Genomic DNA, 20,496 nt, shown 5'->3' with positions numbered 1-20,496 from the left:
AATTGAAAGTACAAAATGATAAAAAAAATATTTAAAATAATAGTAATTATATTTGGATTTATAATTGTTGCATTTTTTGGTATTGTATATTTGGTTTTAAATAATATACCTGATTTATGTGCAAATTCCATTTTTAAAGAATATTTTTCTCCTGATAAAACTAAAAAAGTAGTCATATATGAAAGAGATTGTGGAGCAACAACAACTTGGAGTACACATATTTCTATCTTAGATTATGATAAACAACTTGATAATAAAGATGAAAGTATTCTTTCTATAAGAGGACGCCCTGCTGAAGTCGCACCTAATATAACTTGGATAGACAATAAAAATATAATAATTCATCATAAAATAAATGGAAAAGAAATTAAAACAAAAAATGAATTTGGTTGGCTAAATCCGATAAAAATAATTTATGAATAAATCTTAATTTTTTTCGTTCCCAAGCTCTAGATTGGGAATACCTACGACGAACAACTAACATGTGAAATACCAGCTATTCCAAAAAAATCTGTTGGTTTTTTTGTATAATATTTCTCTTCTATCTCTTTAGTTTGTTCTTCGTATGGTTTTGTCATTATCTCTTGTAGTTCATTTACTGGTTGATAATTTCCATTTTGTGCTTCTTGGTATGCCAAAACTAGATGCCATTCTCTTAAAGTATATTTTGGATTTATAAGTTTCATTTGCTTTGAAAGTTTTTGTTTTGATTCTTCATCATTTACATTTATTTGTGATTTCCACTTTTCTAACCAACTATTCCATCTTATTTTGATATTTTCATCTTTCAAATTTTCATAAAAGCTTTTTTCAAGGTTACTAATATCATCAGGAATATTTGTTAACTCTCTAAAAAATATAGTATAGTCAACTTTAGTATCTATCATAAGATTTATAAGTTCTTCAAACAACTCAATATCAAACTTATTAAGTCCAAGTTTACTAGCCCACATATTTTGTATTTTTTCTTGCATAACTTTGCTAAAGTTATTTTCTATTTTTTCAAGTTCTTCTAAAGCTTCTTTATTTGAACTAAGTAGTGGTTTTAAAGCACTACAAAATGATTTAAAGTTTTTTTGTGCAGCAACTGGCTGATTGAAAAATGAAAAGTGCATTCCTCCACCAGTCCAAGATTGATATTTTGGCTCAAACATCTCTATAAATCCAAATGGTCCATAATCAAGAGTAAAACCACCAGATGCACAATTATCACTGTTAAAATTTCCTTGACAATATCCAACTCTTATCCAGTTAGCTACTAGTGAAGTAAGACGATTTTGAAACTCTTTTGCAAGCAATATTATCTTTTCTTCCAAGCTTAAATCTTGATTGATTTCTTCAGCATATTCTCTTTCAATCAAATACAAAACAATCATTTCTAACTCTTTTAAAGCATTTCTATGTTCATTTTTTCTAGCTCGTCTTCCAAAAAGTTCTATTTGTCCAACACGCAAAAATGAAGATGCAACTCTTGTTGTAATTGCAACATCTTCTTCTATCATAACTTCAGGGTCTTTTGAATACGAATTATCCATAAACCAAGGTCTAGTTACTTGCTCTTTTTTAGATGTAAATAAAGTTAAAGACCTTGATGTTGGAACTCCAAGTGCGTGCATGTGTTCTTGAGCTAAAAACTCTCTTACACTTGATCTTAAAACTGCTCTTCCATCAGCACCTCTACAGTATGGTGTTCTTCCTGCACCTTTTAGTTGAAATTCCCATCTTTTTTCATTTATAACTGCTTCAAAAACTGAAATAGCTCTACCATCACCATATCCATTTCCTGTTTTAAAAGGGCATTGTGCATAGTATTCTGTTCCATAAATAGAAAGAGCATATCCAGTTGCCCACCCCTTATTTTGCTTTAAATTAGAAATATTTTCCATATCACCTGAAAATAGTTTGATAAAATCATCAGAATTTATTAATTCTTCACTAAAACCTAATTCTTTAAAAAAATTAATGCTGTGAGAAATATATATTGGGTCTTTTATAGCAGTTGGACTTACAGGAACATAATGTCCACTAAAAACTTCTCTTGGAAATTTATTATCTTCATTATATTTTGCATCAGGATCACTATTTAGTTTATTTACAAAAGAGTAATCACTTAAATTACTAAGTTCATCAAATGTTTCTATAGTTTTTTTATTATTTTTATTCATTATTATATTTATCCATATTTTTTATTTATTAAGATTTTAATATAGTGAATTTGTACTTAAATATAGAAACTAAATATACTATAATCTTAATTCATATCTAAAAACTATTTTGATATTATACAAACCATTTTTAAATAACTCTATAAACGTTTAGGAGGAATATGAGATTTCTTTTTATTATTCTATTTTTAATATCAAATATTTATGCTGTAAGTAATAAAGATTTTACTCTTTATAAAAAAGAAGGAACTGATAAAAATCACACTCTTTTAATAATTGGGGGAATTCATGGTGATGAACCAGGTGGTTACTTTGCACCTGCATTTTTAGAAAAATATTACAATATAAAAAAAGGTAGTCTTTGGATAGCACCTAGTGTAAACATAGATAGTATGATTGCAAATCAAAGAGGTATCTATAAAGATATGAATAGAAAGTTTAGTACAATTTCACAAGATGATCCTGACTTAAAAAATGTTCAAAAAATAAAAGATTTAATCTTAGATAAGCAAGTTGATTTAGTATTAAATTTACACGATGGGCATGGGTTTTATAGACAAACTTATGAAAATGCAATCTTCAATCCAAGAGCATGGGGACAAGCTACAATAATTGATCAAGAAAAGATACATTCATTAGAAAAATTTGGAAACTTAGATGAGATAGCTTCAACTGTTATATCAAGACTAAATGATAATAAACTTTTTAAAGATTATCACTATTTTGGTGTTAAAAATACTGAAACACAATACAAAGATGAACAACAACAACTATCTTTGACTTTTTTTGCAGTTACAAATAATAAACCAGCATTTGCTATAGAAACAAGTAAAAATATCACTGATTTGACAGAAAAAGTAGTTTATCAACTAAAATCTATTGAAGAATTCATGAATATTATGGATATAGAATTTGAGAGAAATTTTGATTTAAATAACTATGAAGAAGTAAAAAAACTAATTTTTGATTTTGGAACAGTAAATATTAATAACAATATAAAACTTGATTTAAATGATATTAGAAAAATTCTAAGATTTGTTCCTATGAAGAAAAATGACAATAATCTTGAATTTGAACACTCTTTAGCAAATGTAAAATTTGTAAATGGCTCATATCATATTTATGTAGGCAATATACTAGTTACTACACTTTCTCCACAATATTTTGATTTAAAAAGTTCAAATGAAGATATAAAAGTTGAAGTTGATGGTGAAATAGTTGATACTAAATTTACAAATACTATTGAAGTAAAAAATAATTTTAAAATATTAAAAAGTAATTTTAGAGTAAATGTTATAGGATTTAGTAAACATGGAATTGATAGTGAAGATGAAATTTTATTAAAAAGATCAGATATAGTTGACAGTTTTTCTATAGACAACAATAAACAAACTTATAGAGTTGAATTCTACGATGGTAATAACTTTAGTGGAATGATTATTATAAAATTTAAAGAGTAAGATTTTACTTACTCTTTAAATTTTGGTGTACATTTTTTACTTATAATACATACTGGACAAAAATCTATAAGCCCCACAACTAACGGAATAATCCCTAAATAAAACCATATAATCCCTGTAAAAAAACCAACTGCAATTAAAACAATTCCTAAAATTACTCTAAATGGTCTACAAAATGCTCTAATTTTATCAAATTTATTCATATTGAACTCCTTATTTTTGAAATTATTATATAAGATAACTTAATTTAATATAAATAAGTAAAACTTATTATAATAAACTCATATATAGACTTATAAGATGAGTTTATATAGAATAGAACTTTTATAAAAGGAGAGAGTATGAAAAAAGAAAAAATATATTTTATTCCAGGACTTATGACTGATATTAGACTTTGGAAAAGAGTAATACCACTTTTGGAAAATAAGTTTGATATAGTTCATACAGCTATTCCAAATTCTACAGATTTTGATGAAATTGTAAATATATTAAATAAAGAATTTAAAGAAGAGAAAATAAATATTTTAGGATTTTCATTAGGAGGTTATATAGCTTCATATTTTACTTGTAAATTTCCAAATAAAGTTGCTAGATTGTTTACAGTTTCAGCAACTCCAGGAACTACTTCAAAAGAAGAATTAGCAAGAAGAGAGTTAAAAATAGAAGCTTTTAAAAACTCTGATGAATTTGGATTAGATAGAAAAAAAGCTATTAGTTTAGTGGAAGTTCAAAATCAAAATGATGATGATTTACTTCAAACTATTATAGATATGTTTAATGATTTAGGTAAAGAAGTATTTTTAACTCAACTAGCAAGTACTTTTAATAGAATTGATTTATTTGAAAATTTAAGAAATTTAAATATTCCAATCTATATGTTTTATAGTAATGATGATAGGTTATTAGATCAAATAAGCTTAAAAAAGCTAGAAAATGAGAAACACAATATAAATCTATTAAAAAGATTTGGAACAAGCCATAATATACCTTTAGAGTTTCCAGAAGATTTAGCAAAGCACATCTCAAAATGGATAGAAGAATAAGTATTATTTTTATAAAGCATTTGATAGAATGTCATTTTAAATTTGAAAGGATAGATTATGAAATATGATGTAATTATTATTGGAGCTGGTGCTGCTGGATTTGGTTGTGCTCTAAATTTAGGTAGTGCAAATGATAAGTTTGATTGGGCAAAAGATAGAAAGTATCTAATTTTAGATGACAATAAAAGTGATTTAAATGTTGGAAAATATTGTAATGTTGCTGGTGTTGAGTTTGGTATAAATGGTGTTGATTTATTAGTTAAATTAAAAGAGCAAATTAAAAACTATTCTTCTATTGAACTAAAAGAAGAAAAAGCTACAAAAATAGTAAAAAATGGTAATAGTTTTACAGTATCAACAGAAAACAATACTTTTGAAGCTGAAATAGTAGTACTTGCTACAGGTTTACATAAATTTGATATTGAGGTTGATGGTGTTGTTGTGAAAGATAATATTTTTGTTCCAAAACCAAATCTAATTTATTTAGAAAATAAAAACAATATTATTGCACCAAATTTATATGTAGCAGGACTTGCTAGTGGAGTTCCTACAATGTTTGCTTGCGCAAGTGGTGATGGGACAAAAGTTGCTTGCGATATTTTTACTCAATGGAGTGGAAAAGTTGCTGTTGTTCACGATGTAAAATCATAAAACAAAAGATTGAGAAGAAATTCTCAATCTTATTTATAATTTTATTCTTGTTCAGTTTTTTGAGATTGTGGATTTTTTAAAGCTTCTATTTTAGCATCTATTAAAGCTAAAGTTCTTTCTTGAGTTTTATATGAAATTTCAGGAAGTTGTCCACCAAACATTTTTTCAGCTTCTTCAAAACCTTTTACTATTCCTTCTCTAACTTTTGCAAGATTATCTAAATTATCTCCAGCTATACCTATAGCAAAACCAGAAACTCTATCTGAAGTCTGTTTTATACCAAAGAAACCATTTTCACCAACTAAATCAGTTGCTTCTTCTTTAGTCAATTCTAAAATTGGTTTTCCTTTATATCCAATATCAGCTAGAGTCATATTGTCTATTTTACCAGTACCACCTAAAAAGTCTAAAACACCTTGTTGTGCTTTTGTAGCTGTTAATTGTCCAAAAGTATTATCTTTTGTCATTTTAGCTGCATTCATTTCAAATAAAATATATTGTGCATTCATAGATATAGCAACTTTTGTTGCTGAATTGTTGATTATTTCATCTACAGATTTTTCTTGTTCATTTTGTTTTGGAACTTGACTATTTTGTATATTTTCTGCCTTTGAACTTGCATTTTGTTGGAAAGCATTTAAAGCATGGTTTGTACTACTTGAAACTTGCATAATTACTCCTTATTTATTTATACTAATTATACATTTCTTAAAATTAATTTAAACTAAAAGTAGATATTCAAGAATTCAATTTATGTTCAAACTCTGGAACAATCTCTTTTAGTTTTTCTAATTTATCTTCACAAACAATTAATTCATCTATTTTTTTATTTAATTCATTTATATCAAATTTTGTAGGACTTGCAACAGTAATAGATTCATATTGTGTTTTCGTATCACTGTCATTTATAAGTAGTTCTTCATATAATTTTTCCCCTACTCGTAATCCACAAAACTCTATTTTAATCTCACTTCTTCCACTTAATTCAATCATCTTTTTAGCTAAATCAACTATTTTTATAGGTTCTCCCATGTCTAAAATAAATATTTCTCCACCTTTTCCAATACTTGCAGCTTGAAGTACAAGTTCACAAGCTTCTGGAATAAGCATAAAATATCTTGTTATGTCTGGATGAGTTACAGTTATTGGTCCACCTTTTTCTATTTGAGATTTAAATTTTGGGATAACACTTCCGCTACTACCTAAAACATTTCCAAATCTAACTGCTACAATCTCAGTATTTTTTGATTCTACATTTTGAGCATAAAGTTCACAAATTCTTTTTGTTGTACCCATAACATTTGTAGGACGAACAGCTTTATCTGTTGATATAAGAACAAATTTCTTAACATCATATTTTATAGATAAATCTATACAATTCTTTGTCCCAATTATATTATTTGTAATACCTTCTAGTATATTGTGTTCAACTAAAGGTACATGTTTATATGCAGCTGCATGAATAACTATTTGTGGTTTATATTTGTCAAAAGTTTTTTCTAAAGTTTTTAAGTCTCTAACACTTTGCATAAGAGGAATGACATTTTTATCTCTTAATTCTTCAATGATAGAATAAAGATTAAATTCACTATGTTCTACAAGTAATAATTGTTTTGCACCATAAGCTTTACATTGTCTTGCTATTTCACTTCCTATACTTCCACCAGCTCCAGTTATAAGAACTACTTTATCTTTTATGAAATTTTGAATAGCATTCTTGTCTAAATCTTTTGGATATCTTGCTAATAAATCTTCAACACCAATATCTTTAAGCTGCTTTGTAAACTCTTCCTTTTTTAGAATATTATTCATTGAAGGTAAAATCTTAATTTTGTCAAATTTACTTTGCATCGATTCATATATTATTTTAATTTGTTCTTGAGATGCTGATGGCATAGCAATAATCATCAAATCAAATTTTTCATTTTCAAAATGAGAATCATATTTCTCTTTTGAGTATATAGAAATAGCATCTATACTTCTATGGTGTAATATCTCATCATCATCTATAAAACAAACCAATTTATATTCACTATTTAAAAACTCTCTTTGAAGTTGAAGTCCAGCTTTTCCTGCTCCATATATAACTAATCTTTTTGTTTTTTTATTTCCTTTTATAGAGTGATAATATTTATAAACATATACTAAAATATTTGTAATAAATGTATAAAAAATCAAATCAATAAATAAAATATTAAAAGAAATATTATAAAAATAGTATAAAATAGGAGTATATATGGTAAAACTAATCACTGCTAGAATGATTTTCATCAATCCTGTTTTTGTAGAAGCTTTTGACCAAGAAAGTTTATAGTCATCAAAAAGTAAGAATGAAAATATAATCCTAGTTATAATTATCGTACCTAAAGCTATTAATAATACTTCTTTGTGTATTAAAAAAGTCACTAAATATAAAGAAAATATAGATATACAAATATTTACTACAATTCCTAAGAATCTTTTATCCCCTAAATAATTCATTTTTACCTTCTAATAATAATTTTTACCATAAATAAATGGTGAGTTTACATCTTTAAAATTTGATAATTGTTTATCAGCTTCAGAAATAATAATTGATTTTTTTTCAACTTTCCAGTCTATATTTAAGTCTCTATCATCATATCTTACTCCAATACTCTCGCCTTGTGCAAAATATCTATCAATTTTTATCATAACTAAAGCATCTTCACTTAAAACTGAAAATCCATGTAAAAAACCTTTAGGAATAAAAAGTTGTTTATTTTCTTTACTATTTAACTCTATACTTATAAATTTACCAAAAGTTGGACTTCCAATTCTAAAATCAACTGCAACATCTAAAATTTTACCTTTTAGCACACTTACAAATTTTGATTGAGCATAATCTAAAGTATTTGTGTGAAGTCCTCTTATAACTCCATATTTACTATAAGAAATATTATCTTGACAAAAATCTACATTAAATCCTAAAAAGTTATTAAAACTCCCTTTTTTAAATGATTCAAAAACAAAACCACGATTGTCTTCATGAACGTTTGGTTCACAAAGAATAAGCTCTGGAATTTCAAGTATTTTATAGTTCATTATTCAAATCTTTTTTTATTATCTACAAATTTCATACTTAAAGCTAAAATTATTAAAGATATTATAAAAGCTATAAAAATATTTGATATAAAATAAACTATAGAAAATAGAACTAAATTTAATCCTATAGAATAATTTGTAACTTTATAGTGACTCCAACCACTTTGAGTTAATCTTTGATAAGCATGTTTTTTATGTGCTTGTGATAATTTTTCTTTATTTAGTTTTCTTCTTATCAATGTTAAAGTTGCATCAAACCAGTAAATACCAAATAGAATAATCCAGATCCAAAAATTTGTTGGTTCTTGATTTGCATAATATATAGTAAAAATAGCTATATTATATCCTAAAAGTGTACTTCCAACATCTCCCATAAATATTTTAGCCTTATTCCAATTCCAATATAAAAATCCTAAAACTGCAACAGCTAAAACTAAGAAGTGATTTCCACTAAATAAAATAAATCCAGCAAGAGCTAAAAAAATCGACTCGCTTCCAGCATAACCATTTATCCCATCTAAAAAGTTATAAAGATTTATAAACCAAATGATAAGAAAAAAAGCAAAAATATTTGTAAAAATTAGATTTTGTATATCAAGAATACCTAAAGTTAAAGTTTCAAATCCACCTAAAAAATACAATCCTCCAATAGCAACAATAGCTTGAACTAAAAGTCTTAATTTTGGACTTAGTTCATAAATATCATCAAAAAAACTAACTATGGAAATAACTGCTCCAAAAAGTAAAGCATAAAATAGATTTATATCTATTTGATTTGAAAAATAAAGATAAAACAATCCTATAAACCAAGTAATAGCAAGTGCTATTCCTCCACCATGAGGAGTTGGAATTGTGTGAGAACTTCTTTCATTTACACTTGCGACAAGTGATTTTTTTATCATATAGTTTTTTATAAAATATGTAAGAAAAAAAGATATAAAAAATAAAACTATGTAAATCAAATCTTTTCTCCTTCTATCATCAATCTTATTCCATCTTCTGTACTATATGGATTTTTAAGATTTAATTTTTCTTTTGTGATAGTATTGTCTACTTCCAAACTTCCATAAAGTCTTTTATGAAATGATGGTTTTACAAGCTTTAATAAACGTTCAAAAAATGGAATTTTTATTAAATATATTTTTTTACCTAAATTTCTTGCTATTAGTTCTATAAGTCTTGAAGTACTAAGTGGTTCATCATCTGAAGCTAAAAATATTCCTTTTTTTTCTTGAGTTATAACTTCATCTATAATATGTAAAAGATTTTGTATAGATATAAAACTTCTTTTATTTTTTATTTTTCCAAGTGGAATAATAGATACTTTTTTTACAAGTTTTACTAAACTATCTATATTCCCTGGAGCATTCTTACCATAAATCATAGGAGGTCTTATAATACTTACTATAAAACTATCATCATTTAATTCTAATAATTGCTTTTCAGCTTCTAGTTTACTTTTTCCATAAGGTGTGATTGGATTGCAAACTGTATTTTCATCTAATTTTTCTTTATCTTCTCCATAAACTGCAATAGTACTTATAAAAACAAATTGTTTCACTCCATTTTGTTTTGCTAGTTTTGCAAGTTTTACTGGATACTCTACATTTACTTCATGATATTTTTCATGAGGATGTTCTACTTTTTGATGAACTAGTGCAGCACAGTGTAAAACTTTATCAATATTTTCAAAATTAATATCTTCCATTTTTTGATTTAATAATGAGAAACTTTTAAATTTATATTTACTTTTGTATTGCTTTATAAACCCACTCCCAAGGTATCCATTAACTCCTGAAATTAAAAGATTTTTAAGCATTTATTATTTCCTTATAATAATCAAAATAAATATGTTTGTTAAGTTCTAAATTATATATATTGTTAAATAATTCGATTGAGTTATTTGCAAATATCTTTTTATTTAAAATACAATTAACTATTGCTCTATTTATTTCATCAATATCATTCTTAACCAAAATTCCATTTTCATCAATAAGTTCAAAACATCCTCCAACATCACTCAAAATAATTGGTAATTTTGAACTCATAGCTTCTAAAGCAGATAATGGCAAACCTTCACTATCTGAAATCAAAGCAAAAATATCATAATTTTTAAAATCATTAAATCCATCTATTTCTCCATAAAAAATTACATTTTTATGTTTTATTGACTCCAAATAATTTCTTTGTGAACCATCACCTACAATATGTAACTCAAGATTATCTAAAGATTTTGTTGCTTCTATTAATAAATCAACTCTTTTAGGAGTTTCTAATCTAGCAACAGTTAATAACTTTATTTTTTCATTTTGTTTTTTTAAAATTTCTCTATTTTTTATAGAATATATTTTATTCGTGATCCACTTTAATTTATTATCATTGATTTTTATAATATCTTTTGCATTCTGAAAATCTTTTTTTGAGATACAAAGAATTGAATCACTAATTTTTGAAAGTTGTCTTTCAATAAAAGTATATAGAAAAGCTAATTTCCCCCCATTATAAATAGAAGACCAACCATGACTTACATATATAACTTTTATTTTTTTATTTAATAATTTAATTAATCTTGAATAAATTCCTGCATTTGCAGAACTTGCAATTATTAAATTTATATTATTATATTTTATAAATTTGTTTAAAAGCAATAAATAAGAAAAAGAAAATCTTTTATATATTAATTTATTTAAAAATTTATCTTGAACTTGCACATTTAGGGAAAGCCATCCATCTTCATCAGTTGCTAAAAAACAATTAAAATCATTTGTACAGATTTCAATTTGTTCTTTTGTCCATTTTTGAGCTCCACCATTTTGGGATTTTGTCACCATAAATAAAATATTTTTCATAATTTTTTAATTCCTTGATCAAACTCAATAAATTCATTTATTTCTAAATATTTTTTTATTTTTTTATTATCACAAATAGATTCTTTTATATCTCCATTTCTATCTTCTAAATAGTTAGCTTTTATATTTTTAGAATATTTATAATTCAATATACTTACTAAATCATTTATTGATACCTTTTTAGATGTTCCTACACAAAAAACTTCTCCTGAAATATTTGGAGTATTCATAGCTTTTATATTTGCTTTCACTACATCTTTTACATATACAAAATCTCTATACTGTTCACCATCTCCATAAATATTTGGTTTTTCATTATCTTTAAACTTTTTTTCAAAAATAGAGATTACACCACTATAATCATTTGTAGCACTTTGCCTTTCACCATAAACATTAAAATACCTTAAAGAAACTGTTTCTAAACCATAAAGTTCACTATATAATTTCATATACTGCTCACCCATAAGTTTTTCATATCCATAAGGTGAAATTGGTTTAAGTATAGAATTTTCATTTTTGGGCTGAGTTGGATCATCTCCATAAACAGCAGCACTACTTGAAAAAACAACTCTTTTCACACTATTTAATCTTGCTGATTCTAAAATATTTAATGTACCTTTTACATTTACTTCATTTGATAAAAGAGGATTTTGTATTGATTCTTGTACAGATACAATAGCAGCAAGATGATAAATTTGTTCTATATTCTTTCCTCTGATAATTCTATTAATTTGTTCAAAATTTCTAATATCTGCTTCTATAAATTCAAATTTATTTTTATTATCTATAGATCTTATAAAATCTAAATTTTCTTTAGTACCACTATAAAAATTATCTATCCCCACAATATAATTGTTTTCATCTTTAAAAAGTTCTTCTATCAAATGTGAGGCTATAAATCCTAGAGAACCAGTTACTAAAATATTTTTCATTAAAATTAAACCTTTTATATTATTTTAAAACTTTTATAATGTCATCAATAAATAATTGAGCACCATAATATGATAAATGTGAACCGTCATTATATAAAGCACCATTTTTATTAAAGGTAAGACACTTACCATCTTTACACATTTTTTCATTCAAATCTACATATGTTACATTTAATCCATCAAGGTGTTGTCTTACTATATTATCAATTAAAATACCCGTAATTAAAAATCCAGATAATACAAAAAATATATCTACACCTAAAAAACCACCTGGTAATAATGAAAACCCATGAAATGTCAATTCAGCATGATAAATAATTACAGATAAAACTGCAATTGCCCTTAATCCATCAAGTTCTTTTCTATAAGATTTATTCATTTAAAATCCCTTATTTATTTTTTATGATATTACTTATTTTAAATAATATCTTAATCCATTTTTATAACTTATAATATAAAAAACAAAAAAAACATATACAAAAGCACTATATCTCCAATGAAAAATATCAGAAAATTGTAATAATATAGGAGAGAATAATGCTAAATAGAAAAATCTAGTATCTGTAAATTTTCTTTTAAATATATATATGTACAATGAATAACAAAAAACTAAAAAAGATAAAAATGATACAAAAAATTCATGTAAATCTTGTGGTCTATTGTTAAAATTAAAGCCAACATTAAAGCCCTGATATGTTTTTGAAAGCATCAAAATTAAATATTTAAAAGGATACACTATCATATATAATCCTTCTCTAATTAAAGAAGAAAAGAGAATAGCCATTCCACCTATTTCACCATCAATAAAATCAGTTGAGAATCCTACTAATTTTGATAATACAAAAGGTAATATAGAAAGACAAATCATTGTCAATAAAAGTAAACTCCATCTTGGTTTATATCTTACTGGGAAAATAAACAACATCAAAATAAGGCTTATCATTAAGTATGAACGTGCACTAAAGGCTAATAATAATGAAAATAATAAAATTTGAATAGATTTATTCAAATAATAACAACTGAATAAAACAACTGAATAAAACATAAAAACTTCTTTATTGATAGAAAAAAATGTAATATTTGCATATGGAAAAATTAGCAATAACAATAAGTAAAACAATTTATATTTTGGTTTAATAAATTTTAAAGAATATTTGACAACTAGTAAACATAAAAACATTACTATTATTAAATATAATGTTATGTTTCCAATCAGCTGTACATTAAAAACTAAAGATAAATTTATAAACCAATCCCAATTATTAAAAAATTCTTCTAAAGTAAATATCTCTAAAGCATTATAATAAACTGGAGCATCAGAAGCTATCCAATATATACTACCATCTATGTGCCATTTTTCTATATTACTAGATAATATAATTAAAAGACTTACCAATAATACAAAAAACAATAAAAGCAAACTTTTACTTCTACTTATAATTGTTTTCATTAAAAACCCTATAAAAATAATTAATATAACTTTCAGAAGAAAACCTTACTATTGCTGAATCAATTATATCATTTATATTAAATTCATCCATTATAATATTATCTATTGCTCTAAATAATTCATCAATTGTTGAATAATAAAATAATCCTTTAAGTTCTCCAAATTCTCTTGTATCTCCTGTATCTGAAGCTATAACATTACAGCCATAAGACAACCCTTCAGCAATAACTCTAGATGGATAATTTGTTGCATCTTGCATGGAAAAAATACATTTTGTATTTGGAAGTACAGTTTCAGCAGTAACAAATCCACCATAATTTATATCTATACCACTTTGTTTAAGATAGTCAACTTGTTCTTTCACAAATTGCTTTAAGATACCATCTCCAAATATATAAAATGATATAGCCAAAGAATATTTATTTTTTACATATGAATCTATTTGTGGTAATAATTTTATAAATGTTTCAACTCCTTTACCATAAGCTAACCTAGAAAGAAAAATAAATTTATCTTTTTTAATATCTTGTTTAATATCTTGTTTTCTAATATATGTACCACCTGGGGTAACACTTGTTTTTGAAATATATTTCGGAAAGGAATGTGCAAAAATATTAAATAAACTTTTATTTAAAATATCTATATTTTTAGCCCATTTCATACTTAATCTTTGGAGAAACAAACCTCCACTTCTAGATTTAAAACTAGGTAAATCACTACTATGACATAAAGAAATACTATAACTTGTACTATTAAATAAATGAAATATAAACAAAGGATTTAATGGATAATGAAAATGATCACTAGGCTTAGCATTTTTAATAAAGAATATTCCATATTGATAGATAAATCTAATAAAAGACCATTTATTCATATCAAGTAAAAAAATATTTTTAGAGTAATCCTTTGAAATATTTTTGAATAATTTTGGATATAAAAATTTAGGTATAACCAAAAACACAGGATACCCTTTTTCTACTAAACCTATAAAAATATCTATAAATCTTCGCTCAGCTCCACCTATTCCACTAGATGGAATTACAATATATATTTTTTTTATGATTTTCTCCCAAAAATTATATTATGTACTTTATGCAAAATATCCCATAGCCATTTTTCACTTCCATACATCAAATGTGATTTTTCACTTCTACTAATATAATCATCTAAATCTTTTTGCGACCATTGCATTTTTTTTAAAAAATATTCAATATCATTACTTAATTCTTGTTCTGATGCATAAGGAATTTTTTCTAATTGTTTTATTGCCTCATCTCTTGACATTTGGTTTGATATTATTAATGTAGAAAGATGTACTTTCCTTTTATCTACATTAAATTTTTTAGGAAGAAGATACCCTTGGTAAAACCTAGTAAATACAGATTCATAATGTTTATATGGATAAGGTTTATATGAAAAATCTTTTTGTAAGAGTTCTAATGTTTCATTTTTATCATAATATGGTAAATAATCTAAAAATGGTATCCATTTTATACCTTTTACAAATTCTTGATAAACAAAATCTAATGTTCCAAATGATGGAAAAGTTTTTAATTTTATATTTTTTGTAGAAGCTATCTTCTTAATATTAAATTTATCTTTTTTAAACCAATTCCAATTTCTTGGTATATACATACCTTCTGTTGATGTATTAGAACCAGATAATATATATTTAATTCCATATTTTGCAGCCATTTTATAATTTACTGCTAACATTGCATTATCATATAATAACTCTATATCTATAACATCTGCATCAAAAAATGCTTGCATTAAACCTTTATATTCATTCCAATCAATGACATGAGTATATAAGTCTATTCCTAACTTATCAATTAAATTATGAATATTATTTGTTGCCAATTCACTATTCCATCCATTATCCATATGAACAGCTAAAGGTCTTAGCCCTAATTCTTTAACTTTAACTAATGCATAAGAGCTATCCACTCCACCACTTACTCCAACAATACAATCATATTGTTTATTTTTTCCATCTTTTTTAATTTTTTCTACAAAATTTTCTAAAGAAAGATTTATCTTAAATACTGGTTGTTTTAACTTTTCAATAAAATCATTACAATAGTTACAATTTCCACTTACATCAAAAACTATATCTTGTGCAGTTGTATCCATAACACATCTTTTACATTGTTTATATTCCAAATTTAATTCTCCTTAAATAATTGACATAATTTTTCATATTTAGGGTATGAAATTAATACTGCTTTATGTATTCCATTATAAACAAACATACTACCAGCAGCACAACCATGTGCCCCACTACTTTTTGCTTTTACAAAATCTTCTAAATTGCCAGCTCCTCCACACGCTATTACTGGTATAACTAATTGTGTTGTAATTTTCTCTATAATTTCCAGATCATATCCTTTCATCATACCATCATTATCAATTGAATTTATAATGAGTTCTCCTATTCCTAAATTTTGCATTTTTTTAGCTAGTTCAACTGGAAAAATTTTTACTTTTTTACTTCCAGAATATGAATAGGCTATATACTTACCAAAAAAAGATTTTTTTATGTCTAAACAAAAAACTATACTTTGAGAACCATATAAACTTACTAACTTCTTAACTAAATCAAATTTTTCAATTGCAGATGTATTTAAAACAATTTTTTCTATTCCTAAACTAAAAAGTTTTTGAACATCTTCTAAAGTTTTAATCCCTCCACCATATGCAATTGGCATAAAGGCTTCACTTGCTATATTTTCTAATAGTTCAAAATCAATAGGTTTATTTAATTTAGAAGCTTCAATATCAAAAATTACTAATTCATCAACTTCTTTATCATTAAAAATTTTAACAGTATTTATAGGATCTCCTACATACTTATGTTTTTTAAATTGTATTCCCTTATATAATCCACCATTTTTCATCAATAGAATTGGTATAACTCTTGTTTTAAGCATTTTAAATATTCTCCACAAAGTTTTTGATTAAACACATACCAAATTTATGACTTTTTTCTGGATGAAATTGAACTCCAATAATGTTATCTTTTTCAAATGAGGAAACAAACTCTTGAATATAGTTTGTATATGTCAGTACATCATTTTCATCATTACAATTTACAAAATAACTATGTACAAAATAAAATCTTTTTTCATTGTTTAAATCATCAAAAATCTTAGATTCCTTTTTATGTTTTATAATATTCCACCCCATATGAGGAATTTTAAAATTATCACTCATAAATTTTTTTGTACTAGCATCTATCCATCCAAGTCCAGGTAAAGTACCTTCCTCACTATTTTTTGTCATAAGCTGCATACCTAGACAAATACCCAAAATAGGAGTTTTTTCTACTAATACTTTTTGATTCAAAACTTCTACTATTCCTAATCTTTCAAGATTTATCATACCATTATCAAATGAGCCAACACCAGGGAGTACAAGTTTATTTGCTTTTTTTATCTCTTCTAAATCAGAAGTTATTAAGCATTTATATCCAACTTTTTTAATCATGTTAGCAATTGAGCCAAGATTTCCCATTCCATAATCTATAACTACTATCATTTTAAAATTCCTATTGTATTTTCTATAAAATTTATATAATTTTGCTTCCAATCACTATTCCAAAAATAATTAATATCTTTCTCTAAAACTTTTGATTCTTTTATACTTTTTACCAACTCTAAATCATCATTAAATGATATAAAAGCAGATTTTGGTTCATAAAAATTTGTATAATTAGTGTTCATCATATACACTTTATTTATAAAACATACAGCCTCATATAAAACTGTACTTACTTCCATTCCAACTACAACTTCGACATTTTGTAAAGTATCATATAAATTTGAAGTATCAATTTTAACACCTTTTTTAATAAGATTTAAATATCTTATTTCAATTTCAGGAATTTCTGATGGATGTGGTCTTAATAATATTTCATAATCCAAAGCTTTTAATGCTATTAAACTCTTTTCTATGAGTTGATTTAATTCTTCAAATACTGTTCCACCTGATATAAATAAAATTTTATTTGATATTTTTTCAGTTATTCTTATTTTATCAATTTTATTTGATAAATCAGCCAAACCAATCTGAACTTTATGTGATGGAGTTCTTGTAACTTCATTCCAATAATTACCATGTGTTAAAAAATATTCAGGTAAATAAGTTTTTATATTATCAAAAATACTTTTGTGATAATTATAAGATGGATGAGAAAGTCCAACATAGCCATGTTGATATTCTACTGTTTTTATACCTAATTTTTTAGCTTCCAATAATAAAGCTAAATGTCCAAAATAATGGGCATCTTCTACTATTATAACTCTTGGTTTTTTTATTTTTAAAAATTGTCTATATATCAAAAAAGAAATACTCATTCTTTTTCTTATTTTTATTAATGTTTTTTTAATATCACTAAAAATACTATTATCATAATTGAATATTTCTTTGTTTTTCAAGTATTCAAGAAATATATCAATTTCATCAATTTCATCTTTTTTTAACTTCTTAGTTTTAGAACACAAAATAATTATAATATCAATTAAATCTCTAAAATAAATTTTTTCTTTTTTAGGAAGAAGATATGATAATTTAACTGATGATTCAATAATCTGCGTTTTATCTTTAAATAATTGATAAAATTCATCATATAATCTATTTGTATATTTTTTATTTTCAAATTTATTTACTATTCCTGAACTAAATATATAAATATCTTTTTTTGGTGCAAAATATAGATTTGATTTTAAAGTATAATAAATATATTTAAAAATTTCTTTAAGTGATTTTTTATTTACTTTTACATGAGGATTTGATAGATTAAATTCTTTATTAATAAGTGATTGTATCAACATAAATCTTATCATTAAATACATAGGGATTTGTGTATTTGAAAATCTAAAATCTAAAATCTTTCCATCACTCTCTAAATTTTCTAATATTTCATCAAATTTCATCTTTTCTCCAAAAACTAAACCATGGCATAGAATAAATTTTATTGCTTAGATACCAAATTAAAATAAACTGAATTATACCTGAAATTATTAGTGCATAACCTACTCCATTAATCCCAAATAATTTAACAAATAAAAAACTCATTATAATGTGTATTATAGAAACAAAAAATGTTATTTTAGCTAAACTAGCAGTTTTTTTAAAATAAAAAATATAATTGACTACAACATAATAAAATCCTTCTAATATAAATCCAAGGACTATAAGTTGTGTTAAAAATAAAGAATTTTGAAATTCTTTTCCTAAAAAATATGGATATAGTAATTGCAATAAAATCATTAAAATAAATCCAATAAATGCTATTAAAAGAAATAATAAATATGAAATCTTTACTAATTTATTTTTTGAATTCTTTGTCATTTCATTACTTAAAATTTGGAATAGTATTGGGTAAAGTGCCTTATTTAAAGAACTCATCAAAATACTCATGACTAAACCCATTTGTTGTCCTACTGAGAATAATCCAGTTGTAGCACTTCCTAAGATAGAAATTATTATAAATTTATCACCTTGAGTTCTTAGCCATGCACTTAATTGATGAGGGACCATAGGAATACCAAATTTTAAAAAATCTTTTATATATAATTTATCTATCTTTAGATTCATATAACCTCTTTTAAAGAGAATAATCAAAGAAAAAAAAGAAAATAGTAAAGTTCCTATAATTATACCAATAATTTGCCCTTGCCAATTATAAGAATATCCAATAATTAATATTATAGAAATTACTGTAATTAAAATTGTCTGTAGAAATTGATATATACCAAATTGTAATGGTCTTTGTTCTATTACCCATAGTGATAAATTTATTAAAGTGATAAATTGACCAAGTGCTACAATAATGCCTAAAATCTGCCATTCTAATGAAATATATAATTTACTTTCTATAAAATCTGAAAATAGTAATACGGATACTAAACTTAAGAATGTTGTCAAAAGTAAAATGATTAAAACATTTGCTATATAAATACCTAACTTATTTTTTTCTAATCTAAAAAAATTAGCATCAATAGCACCATGACCACTTAATCCTATAAAAATAGCTAAAAAAGAAACGAGTGCAGTAAAAGAAGCTATTATTCCATAATCATCTGGGGTTAGAAATCTAGTTAATATAGGTAACAATAAAAAAGGAATAGATTTATTTATTAATTCAAAAAAAATAAATATTATACTATTTCTAATTATCAATTTTACTCATTTTAGCTATTACTTCAGCTATCTTAAAATCAATCTCTTCATCAATATCAATAGAACTTTCTCTATCCATAATATATGAAAAAATATTATTTCTTAATAAAAAACTTTTATTTTCAAGCAGTTTCTCTGTTTTACAAATATATATAGCACCATTCAATCTATAATATTTTTCTAAATCTTGACTTCTTTTATTTAAAACTTCATCTCTTAAAAATCCTTTCATACTTCCATCTTGTGGTAAAGTATTACTCCATAGAGGACTATGATCCATTTCACAAACACTTATAATTGCATCTGCATTTTTAATTTCTAAAAGTTCTATAGCTTCATCTATATGTTTTTCATTTCTAAGTGGGCTTGTAGGTTGAAGTAAAACTACATAATCATATTTCTCAAAATTTTCTATTGTATGTTTTATAGCATCAAATGTTGTAGCTACATCACTTGCTAATTCATCTGGTCTTTTTATAGTTTCGGCACCAAATTTTCTTGAAATTTCAAGTATCTCATTATCATCACTGCTTACAACTAATTTATCTATATAATTACTTTTCAATCCAGCCTCAATAGTATGTGCAATCAATGGCTTACCACATAAATCAAGTATATTTTTTCGTGGAAGTCTTTTACTCCCTCCACGAGCTGGAACAATGGCTAAAAAAGTTTTATTTTTATACATAAGCTGTAT

General features: G+C 24.8%; 22 protein-coding genes. 4 read left to right on the top strand and 18 right to left on the bottom strand.

Features of this window, described 5'->3' with window-relative positions; all coding sequences use genetic code 11:
- Positions 1 to 15: 15 nt before the first annotated feature.
- The gene (locus ALANTH_RS04340; RefSeq protein WP_051583665.1) at positions 16 to 423 is read left to right on the top strand and encodes a DUF5412 family protein; all 408 of its coding nucleotides are present in this window, start codon (positions 16 to 18) and stop codon (positions 421 to 423) included.
- 41 nt (positions 424 to 464) lie between these two features.
- Here ALANTH_RS04340 and ALANTH_RS04335 read toward each other — a convergent pair whose 3' ends face one another.
- Positions 465 to 2,165 (bottom strand): protein adenylyltransferase SelO, encoded by a 1,701-nt coding sequence (locus ALANTH_RS04335; protein ID WP_029888360.1) that lies wholly within the window; start codon positions 2,163 to 2,165, stop codon positions 465 to 467.
- A 161-nt stretch (positions 2,166 to 2,326) separates the two neighbouring features.
- On the opposite strand from ALANTH_RS04335, the gene ALANTH_RS04330 reads away from it, so the two are divergent.
- Positions 2,327 to 3,625, top strand: coding sequence for a M99 family carboxypeptidase catalytic domain-containing protein (locus ALANTH_RS04330; protein WP_026807984.1), 1,299 nt, complete (start codon positions 2,327 to 2,329; stop codon positions 3,623 to 3,625).
- 8 nt (positions 3,626 to 3,633) lie between these two features.
- Here ALANTH_RS04330 and ALANTH_RS04325 read toward each other — a convergent pair whose 3' ends face one another.
- Positions 3,634 to 3,828 (bottom strand): YgaP-like transmembrane domain, encoded by a 195-nt coding sequence (locus ALANTH_RS04325; protein WP_026807985.1) that lies wholly within the window; start codon positions 3,826 to 3,828, stop codon positions 3,634 to 3,636.
- Between the two features lie 138 nt (positions 3,829 to 3,966).
- Here ALANTH_RS04325 and ALANTH_RS04320 point away from each other — a divergent pair, with 138 nt between their 5' ends.
- Both ALANTH_RS04320 and ALANTH_RS04315 read left to right on the top strand, forming a co-directional pair.
- Entirely contained in the window at positions 3,967 to 4,668 is a 702-nt protein-coding gene (locus ALANTH_RS04320) for an alpha/beta fold hydrolase (RefSeq protein ID WP_029888361.1), read from the top strand.
- A gap of 57 nt (positions 4,669 to 4,725) precedes the next feature.
- Positions 4,726 to 5,319, top strand: coding sequence for an FAD-dependent oxidoreductase (locus tag ALANTH_RS04315; RefSeq protein WP_026807986.1), 594 nt, complete (start codon positions 4,726 to 4,728; stop codon positions 5,317 to 5,319).
- 41 nt (positions 5,320 to 5,360) lie between these two features.
- On the opposite strand, the gene ALANTH_RS04310 is transcribed toward ALANTH_RS04315, so the two are convergent.
- From ALANTH_RS04310 to ALANTH_RS04235, 16 genes are all read right to left on the bottom strand, one after another.
- Positions 5,361 to 5,990: a hypothetical protein gene (locus ALANTH_RS04310; protein WP_026803585.1), complete on the bottom strand. Its 630-nt coding sequence runs from the start codon at positions 5,988 to 5,990 to the stop codon at positions 5,361 to 5,363.
- A 67-nt stretch (positions 5,991 to 6,057) separates the two neighbouring features.
- The gene (gene pglF, locus ALANTH_RS04305; RefSeq protein ID WP_026807987.1) at positions 6,058 to 7,800 is read right to left on the bottom strand and encodes a UDP-N-acetylglucosamine 4,6-dehydratase (configuration-retaining); all 1,743 of its coding nucleotides are present in this window, start codon (positions 7,798 to 7,800) and stop codon (positions 6,058 to 6,060) included.
- Positions 7,801 to 7,809: 9 nt separating this feature from the next.
- On the bottom strand, positions 7,810 to 8,382 hold the full coding sequence (gene rfbC, locus ALANTH_RS04300) for a dTDP-4-dehydrorhamnose 3,5-epimerase (protein WP_026807988.1): 573 nt from the start codon (positions 8,380 to 8,382) through the stop codon (positions 7,810 to 7,812).
- Positions 8,382 to 9,284, bottom strand: a complete 903-nt coding sequence (locus tag ALANTH_RS04295; RefSeq protein WP_371317629.1) for an MraY family glycosyltransferase — start codon at positions 9,282 to 9,284, stop codon at positions 8,382 to 8,384. The genes rfbC and ALANTH_RS04295 overlap by 1 nt, the downstream gene beginning before the upstream one ends.
- A gap of 56 nt (positions 9,285 to 9,340) precedes the next feature.
- Entirely contained in the window at positions 9,341 to 10,201 is an 861-nt protein-coding gene (locus ALANTH_RS04290; RefSeq protein ID WP_026807990.1) for an NAD-dependent epimerase/dehydratase family protein, read from the bottom strand.
- The gene (locus ALANTH_RS04285) at positions 10,194 to 11,231 is read right to left on the bottom strand and encodes a glycosyltransferase (protein WP_026807991.1); all 1,038 of its coding nucleotides are present in this window, start codon (positions 11,229 to 11,231) and stop codon (positions 10,194 to 10,196) included. The genes ALANTH_RS04290 and ALANTH_RS04285 overlap by 8 nt, the downstream gene beginning before the upstream one ends.
- Positions 11,228 to 12,163: an NAD-dependent epimerase/dehydratase family protein gene (locus tag ALANTH_RS04280; RefSeq protein ID WP_026807992.1), complete on the bottom strand. Its 936-nt coding sequence runs from the start codon at positions 12,161 to 12,163 to the stop codon at positions 11,228 to 11,230. The genes ALANTH_RS04285 and ALANTH_RS04280 overlap by 4 nt, the downstream gene beginning before the upstream one ends.
- A 19-nt stretch (positions 12,164 to 12,182) precedes the next feature.
- Positions 12,183 to 12,542, bottom strand: coding sequence for an acyltransferase family protein (locus tag ALANTH_RS11515; RefSeq protein WP_063353223.1), 360 nt, complete (start codon positions 12,540 to 12,542; stop codon positions 12,183 to 12,185).
- Between the two features lie 33 nt (positions 12,543 to 12,575).
- The gene (locus ALANTH_RS04270) at positions 12,576 to 13,613 is read right to left on the bottom strand and encodes a hypothetical protein (protein WP_026807993.1); all 1,038 of its coding nucleotides are present in this window, start codon (positions 13,611 to 13,613) and stop codon (positions 12,576 to 12,578) included.
- Positions 13,594 to 14,574, bottom strand: coding sequence for a glycosyltransferase (locus tag ALANTH_RS04265; protein ID WP_026807994.1), 981 nt, complete (start codon positions 14,572 to 14,574; stop codon positions 13,594 to 13,596). Before ALANTH_RS04265 ends, ALANTH_RS04270 begins: the two co-directional genes overlap by 20 nt.
- Positions 14,575 to 14,669: 95 nt before the next feature.
- Entirely contained in the window at positions 14,670 to 15,779 is a 1,110-nt protein-coding gene (locus ALANTH_RS04260; RefSeq protein ID WP_026807995.1) for an N-acetyl sugar amidotransferase, read from the bottom strand.
- A gap of 2 nt (positions 15,780 to 15,781) precedes the next feature.
- Entirely contained in the window at positions 15,782 to 16,546 is a 765-nt protein-coding gene (locus ALANTH_RS04255) for an AglZ/HisF2 family acetamidino modification protein (protein WP_026807996.1), read from the bottom strand.
- A 1-nt stretch (position 16,547) separates the two neighbouring features.
- Entirely contained in the window at positions 16,548 to 17,153 is a 606-nt protein-coding gene (hisH, locus tag ALANTH_RS04250) for an imidazole glycerol phosphate synthase subunit HisH (protein WP_026807997.1), read from the bottom strand.
- Positions 17,150 to 18,550: a hypothetical protein gene (locus ALANTH_RS04245; RefSeq protein WP_026807998.1), complete on the bottom strand. Its 1,401-nt coding sequence runs from the start codon at positions 18,548 to 18,550 to the stop codon at positions 17,150 to 17,152. The genes hisH and ALANTH_RS04245 overlap by 4 nt, the downstream gene beginning before the upstream one ends.
- The gene (locus ALANTH_RS04240) at positions 18,540 to 19,799 is read right to left on the bottom strand and encodes a lipopolysaccharide biosynthesis protein (RefSeq protein ID WP_026807999.1); all 1,260 of its coding nucleotides are present in this window, start codon (positions 19,797 to 19,799) and stop codon (positions 18,540 to 18,542) included. Before ALANTH_RS04240 ends, ALANTH_RS04245 begins: the two co-directional genes overlap by 11 nt.
- On the bottom strand, positions 19,789 to 20,487 hold the full coding sequence (locus tag ALANTH_RS04235) for an acylneuraminate cytidylyltransferase family protein (RefSeq protein ID WP_026808000.1): 699 nt from the start codon (positions 20,485 to 20,487) through the stop codon (positions 19,789 to 19,791). Before ALANTH_RS04235 ends, ALANTH_RS04240 begins: the two co-directional genes overlap by 11 nt.
- Positions 20,488 to 20,496: the final 9 nt, after the last annotated feature.

The organism is Aliarcobacter lanthieri, from assembly GCF_013201625.1.
GTDB lineage: Bacteria > Campylobacterota > Campylobacteria > Campylobacterales > Arcobacteraceae > Aliarcobacter > Aliarcobacter lanthieri.
Note: the sequence above shows the minus strand (reverse complement) of the source record. Positions and strands in the feature narration are given on the sequence as shown.

Coding starts and splice junctions, on each gene's coding strand:
- ALANTH_RS04340 (WP_051583665.1), top strand. CDS start 16: ATGATAAAAAAAATATTTAAAATAATAGTAATTATATTTGGATTTATA.
- ALANTH_RS04335 (WP_029888360.1), bottom strand. CDS start 2,165: ATGAATAAAAATAATAAAAAAACTATAGAAACATTTGATGAACTTAGT.
- ALANTH_RS04330 (WP_026807984.1), top strand. CDS start 2,327: ATGAGATTTCTTTTTATTATTCTATTTTTAATATCAAATATTTATGCT.
- ALANTH_RS04325 (WP_026807985.1), bottom strand. CDS start 3,828: ATGAATAAATTTGATAAAATTAGAGCATTTTGTAGACCATTTAGAGTA.
- ALANTH_RS04320 (WP_029888361.1), top strand. CDS start 3,967: ATGAAAAAAGAAAAAATATATTTTATTCCAGGACTTATGACTGATATT.
- ALANTH_RS04315 (WP_026807986.1), top strand. CDS start 4,726: ATGAAATATGATGTAATTATTATTGGAGCTGGTGCTGCTGGATTTGGT.
- ALANTH_RS04310 (WP_026803585.1), bottom strand. CDS start 5,990: ATGCAAGTTTCAAGTAGTACAAACCATGCTTTAAATGCTTTCCAACAA.
- pglF (WP_026807987.1), bottom strand. CDS start 7,800: ATGAATTATTTAGGGGATAAAAGATTCTTAGGAATTGTAGTAAATATT.
- rfbC (WP_026807988.1), bottom strand. CDS start 8,382: ATGAACTATAAAATACTTGAAATTCCAGAGCTTATTCTTTGTGAACCA.
- ALANTH_RS04295 (WP_371317629.1), bottom strand. CDS start 9,284: ATGATAAAAAAATCACTTGTCGCAAGTGTAAATGAAAGAAGTTCTCAC.
- ALANTH_RS04290 (WP_026807990.1), bottom strand. CDS start 10,201: ATGCTTAAAAATCTTTTAATTTCAGGAGTTAATGGATACCTTGGGAGT.
- ALANTH_RS04285 (WP_026807991.1), bottom strand. CDS start 11,231: ATGAAAAATATTTTATTTATGGTGACAAAATCCCAAAATGGTGGAGCT.
- ALANTH_RS04280 (WP_026807992.1), bottom strand. CDS start 12,163: ATGAAAAATATTTTAGTAACTGGTTCTCTAGGATTTATAGCCTCACAT.
- ALANTH_RS11515 (WP_063353223.1), bottom strand. CDS start 12,542: ATGAATAAATCTTATAGAAAAGAACTTGATGGATTAAGGGCAATTGCA.
- ALANTH_RS04270 (WP_026807993.1), bottom strand. CDS start 13,613: ATGAAAACAATTATAAGTAGAAGTAAAAGTTTGCTTTTATTGTTTTTT.
- ALANTH_RS04255 (WP_026807996.1), bottom strand. CDS start 16,546: ATGCTTAAAACAAGAGTTATACCAATTCTATTGATGAAAAATGGTGGA.
- hisH (WP_026807997.1), bottom strand. CDS start 17,153: ATGATAGTAGTTATAGATTATGGAATGGGAAATCTTGGCTCAATTGCT.
- ALANTH_RS04245 (WP_026807998.1), bottom strand. CDS start 18,550: ATGAAATTTGATGAAATATTAGAAAATTTAGAGAGTGATGGAAAGATT.
- ALANTH_RS04235 (WP_026808000.1), bottom strand. CDS start 20,487: ATGTATAAAAATAAAACTTTTTTAGCCATTGTTCCAGCTCGTGGAGGG.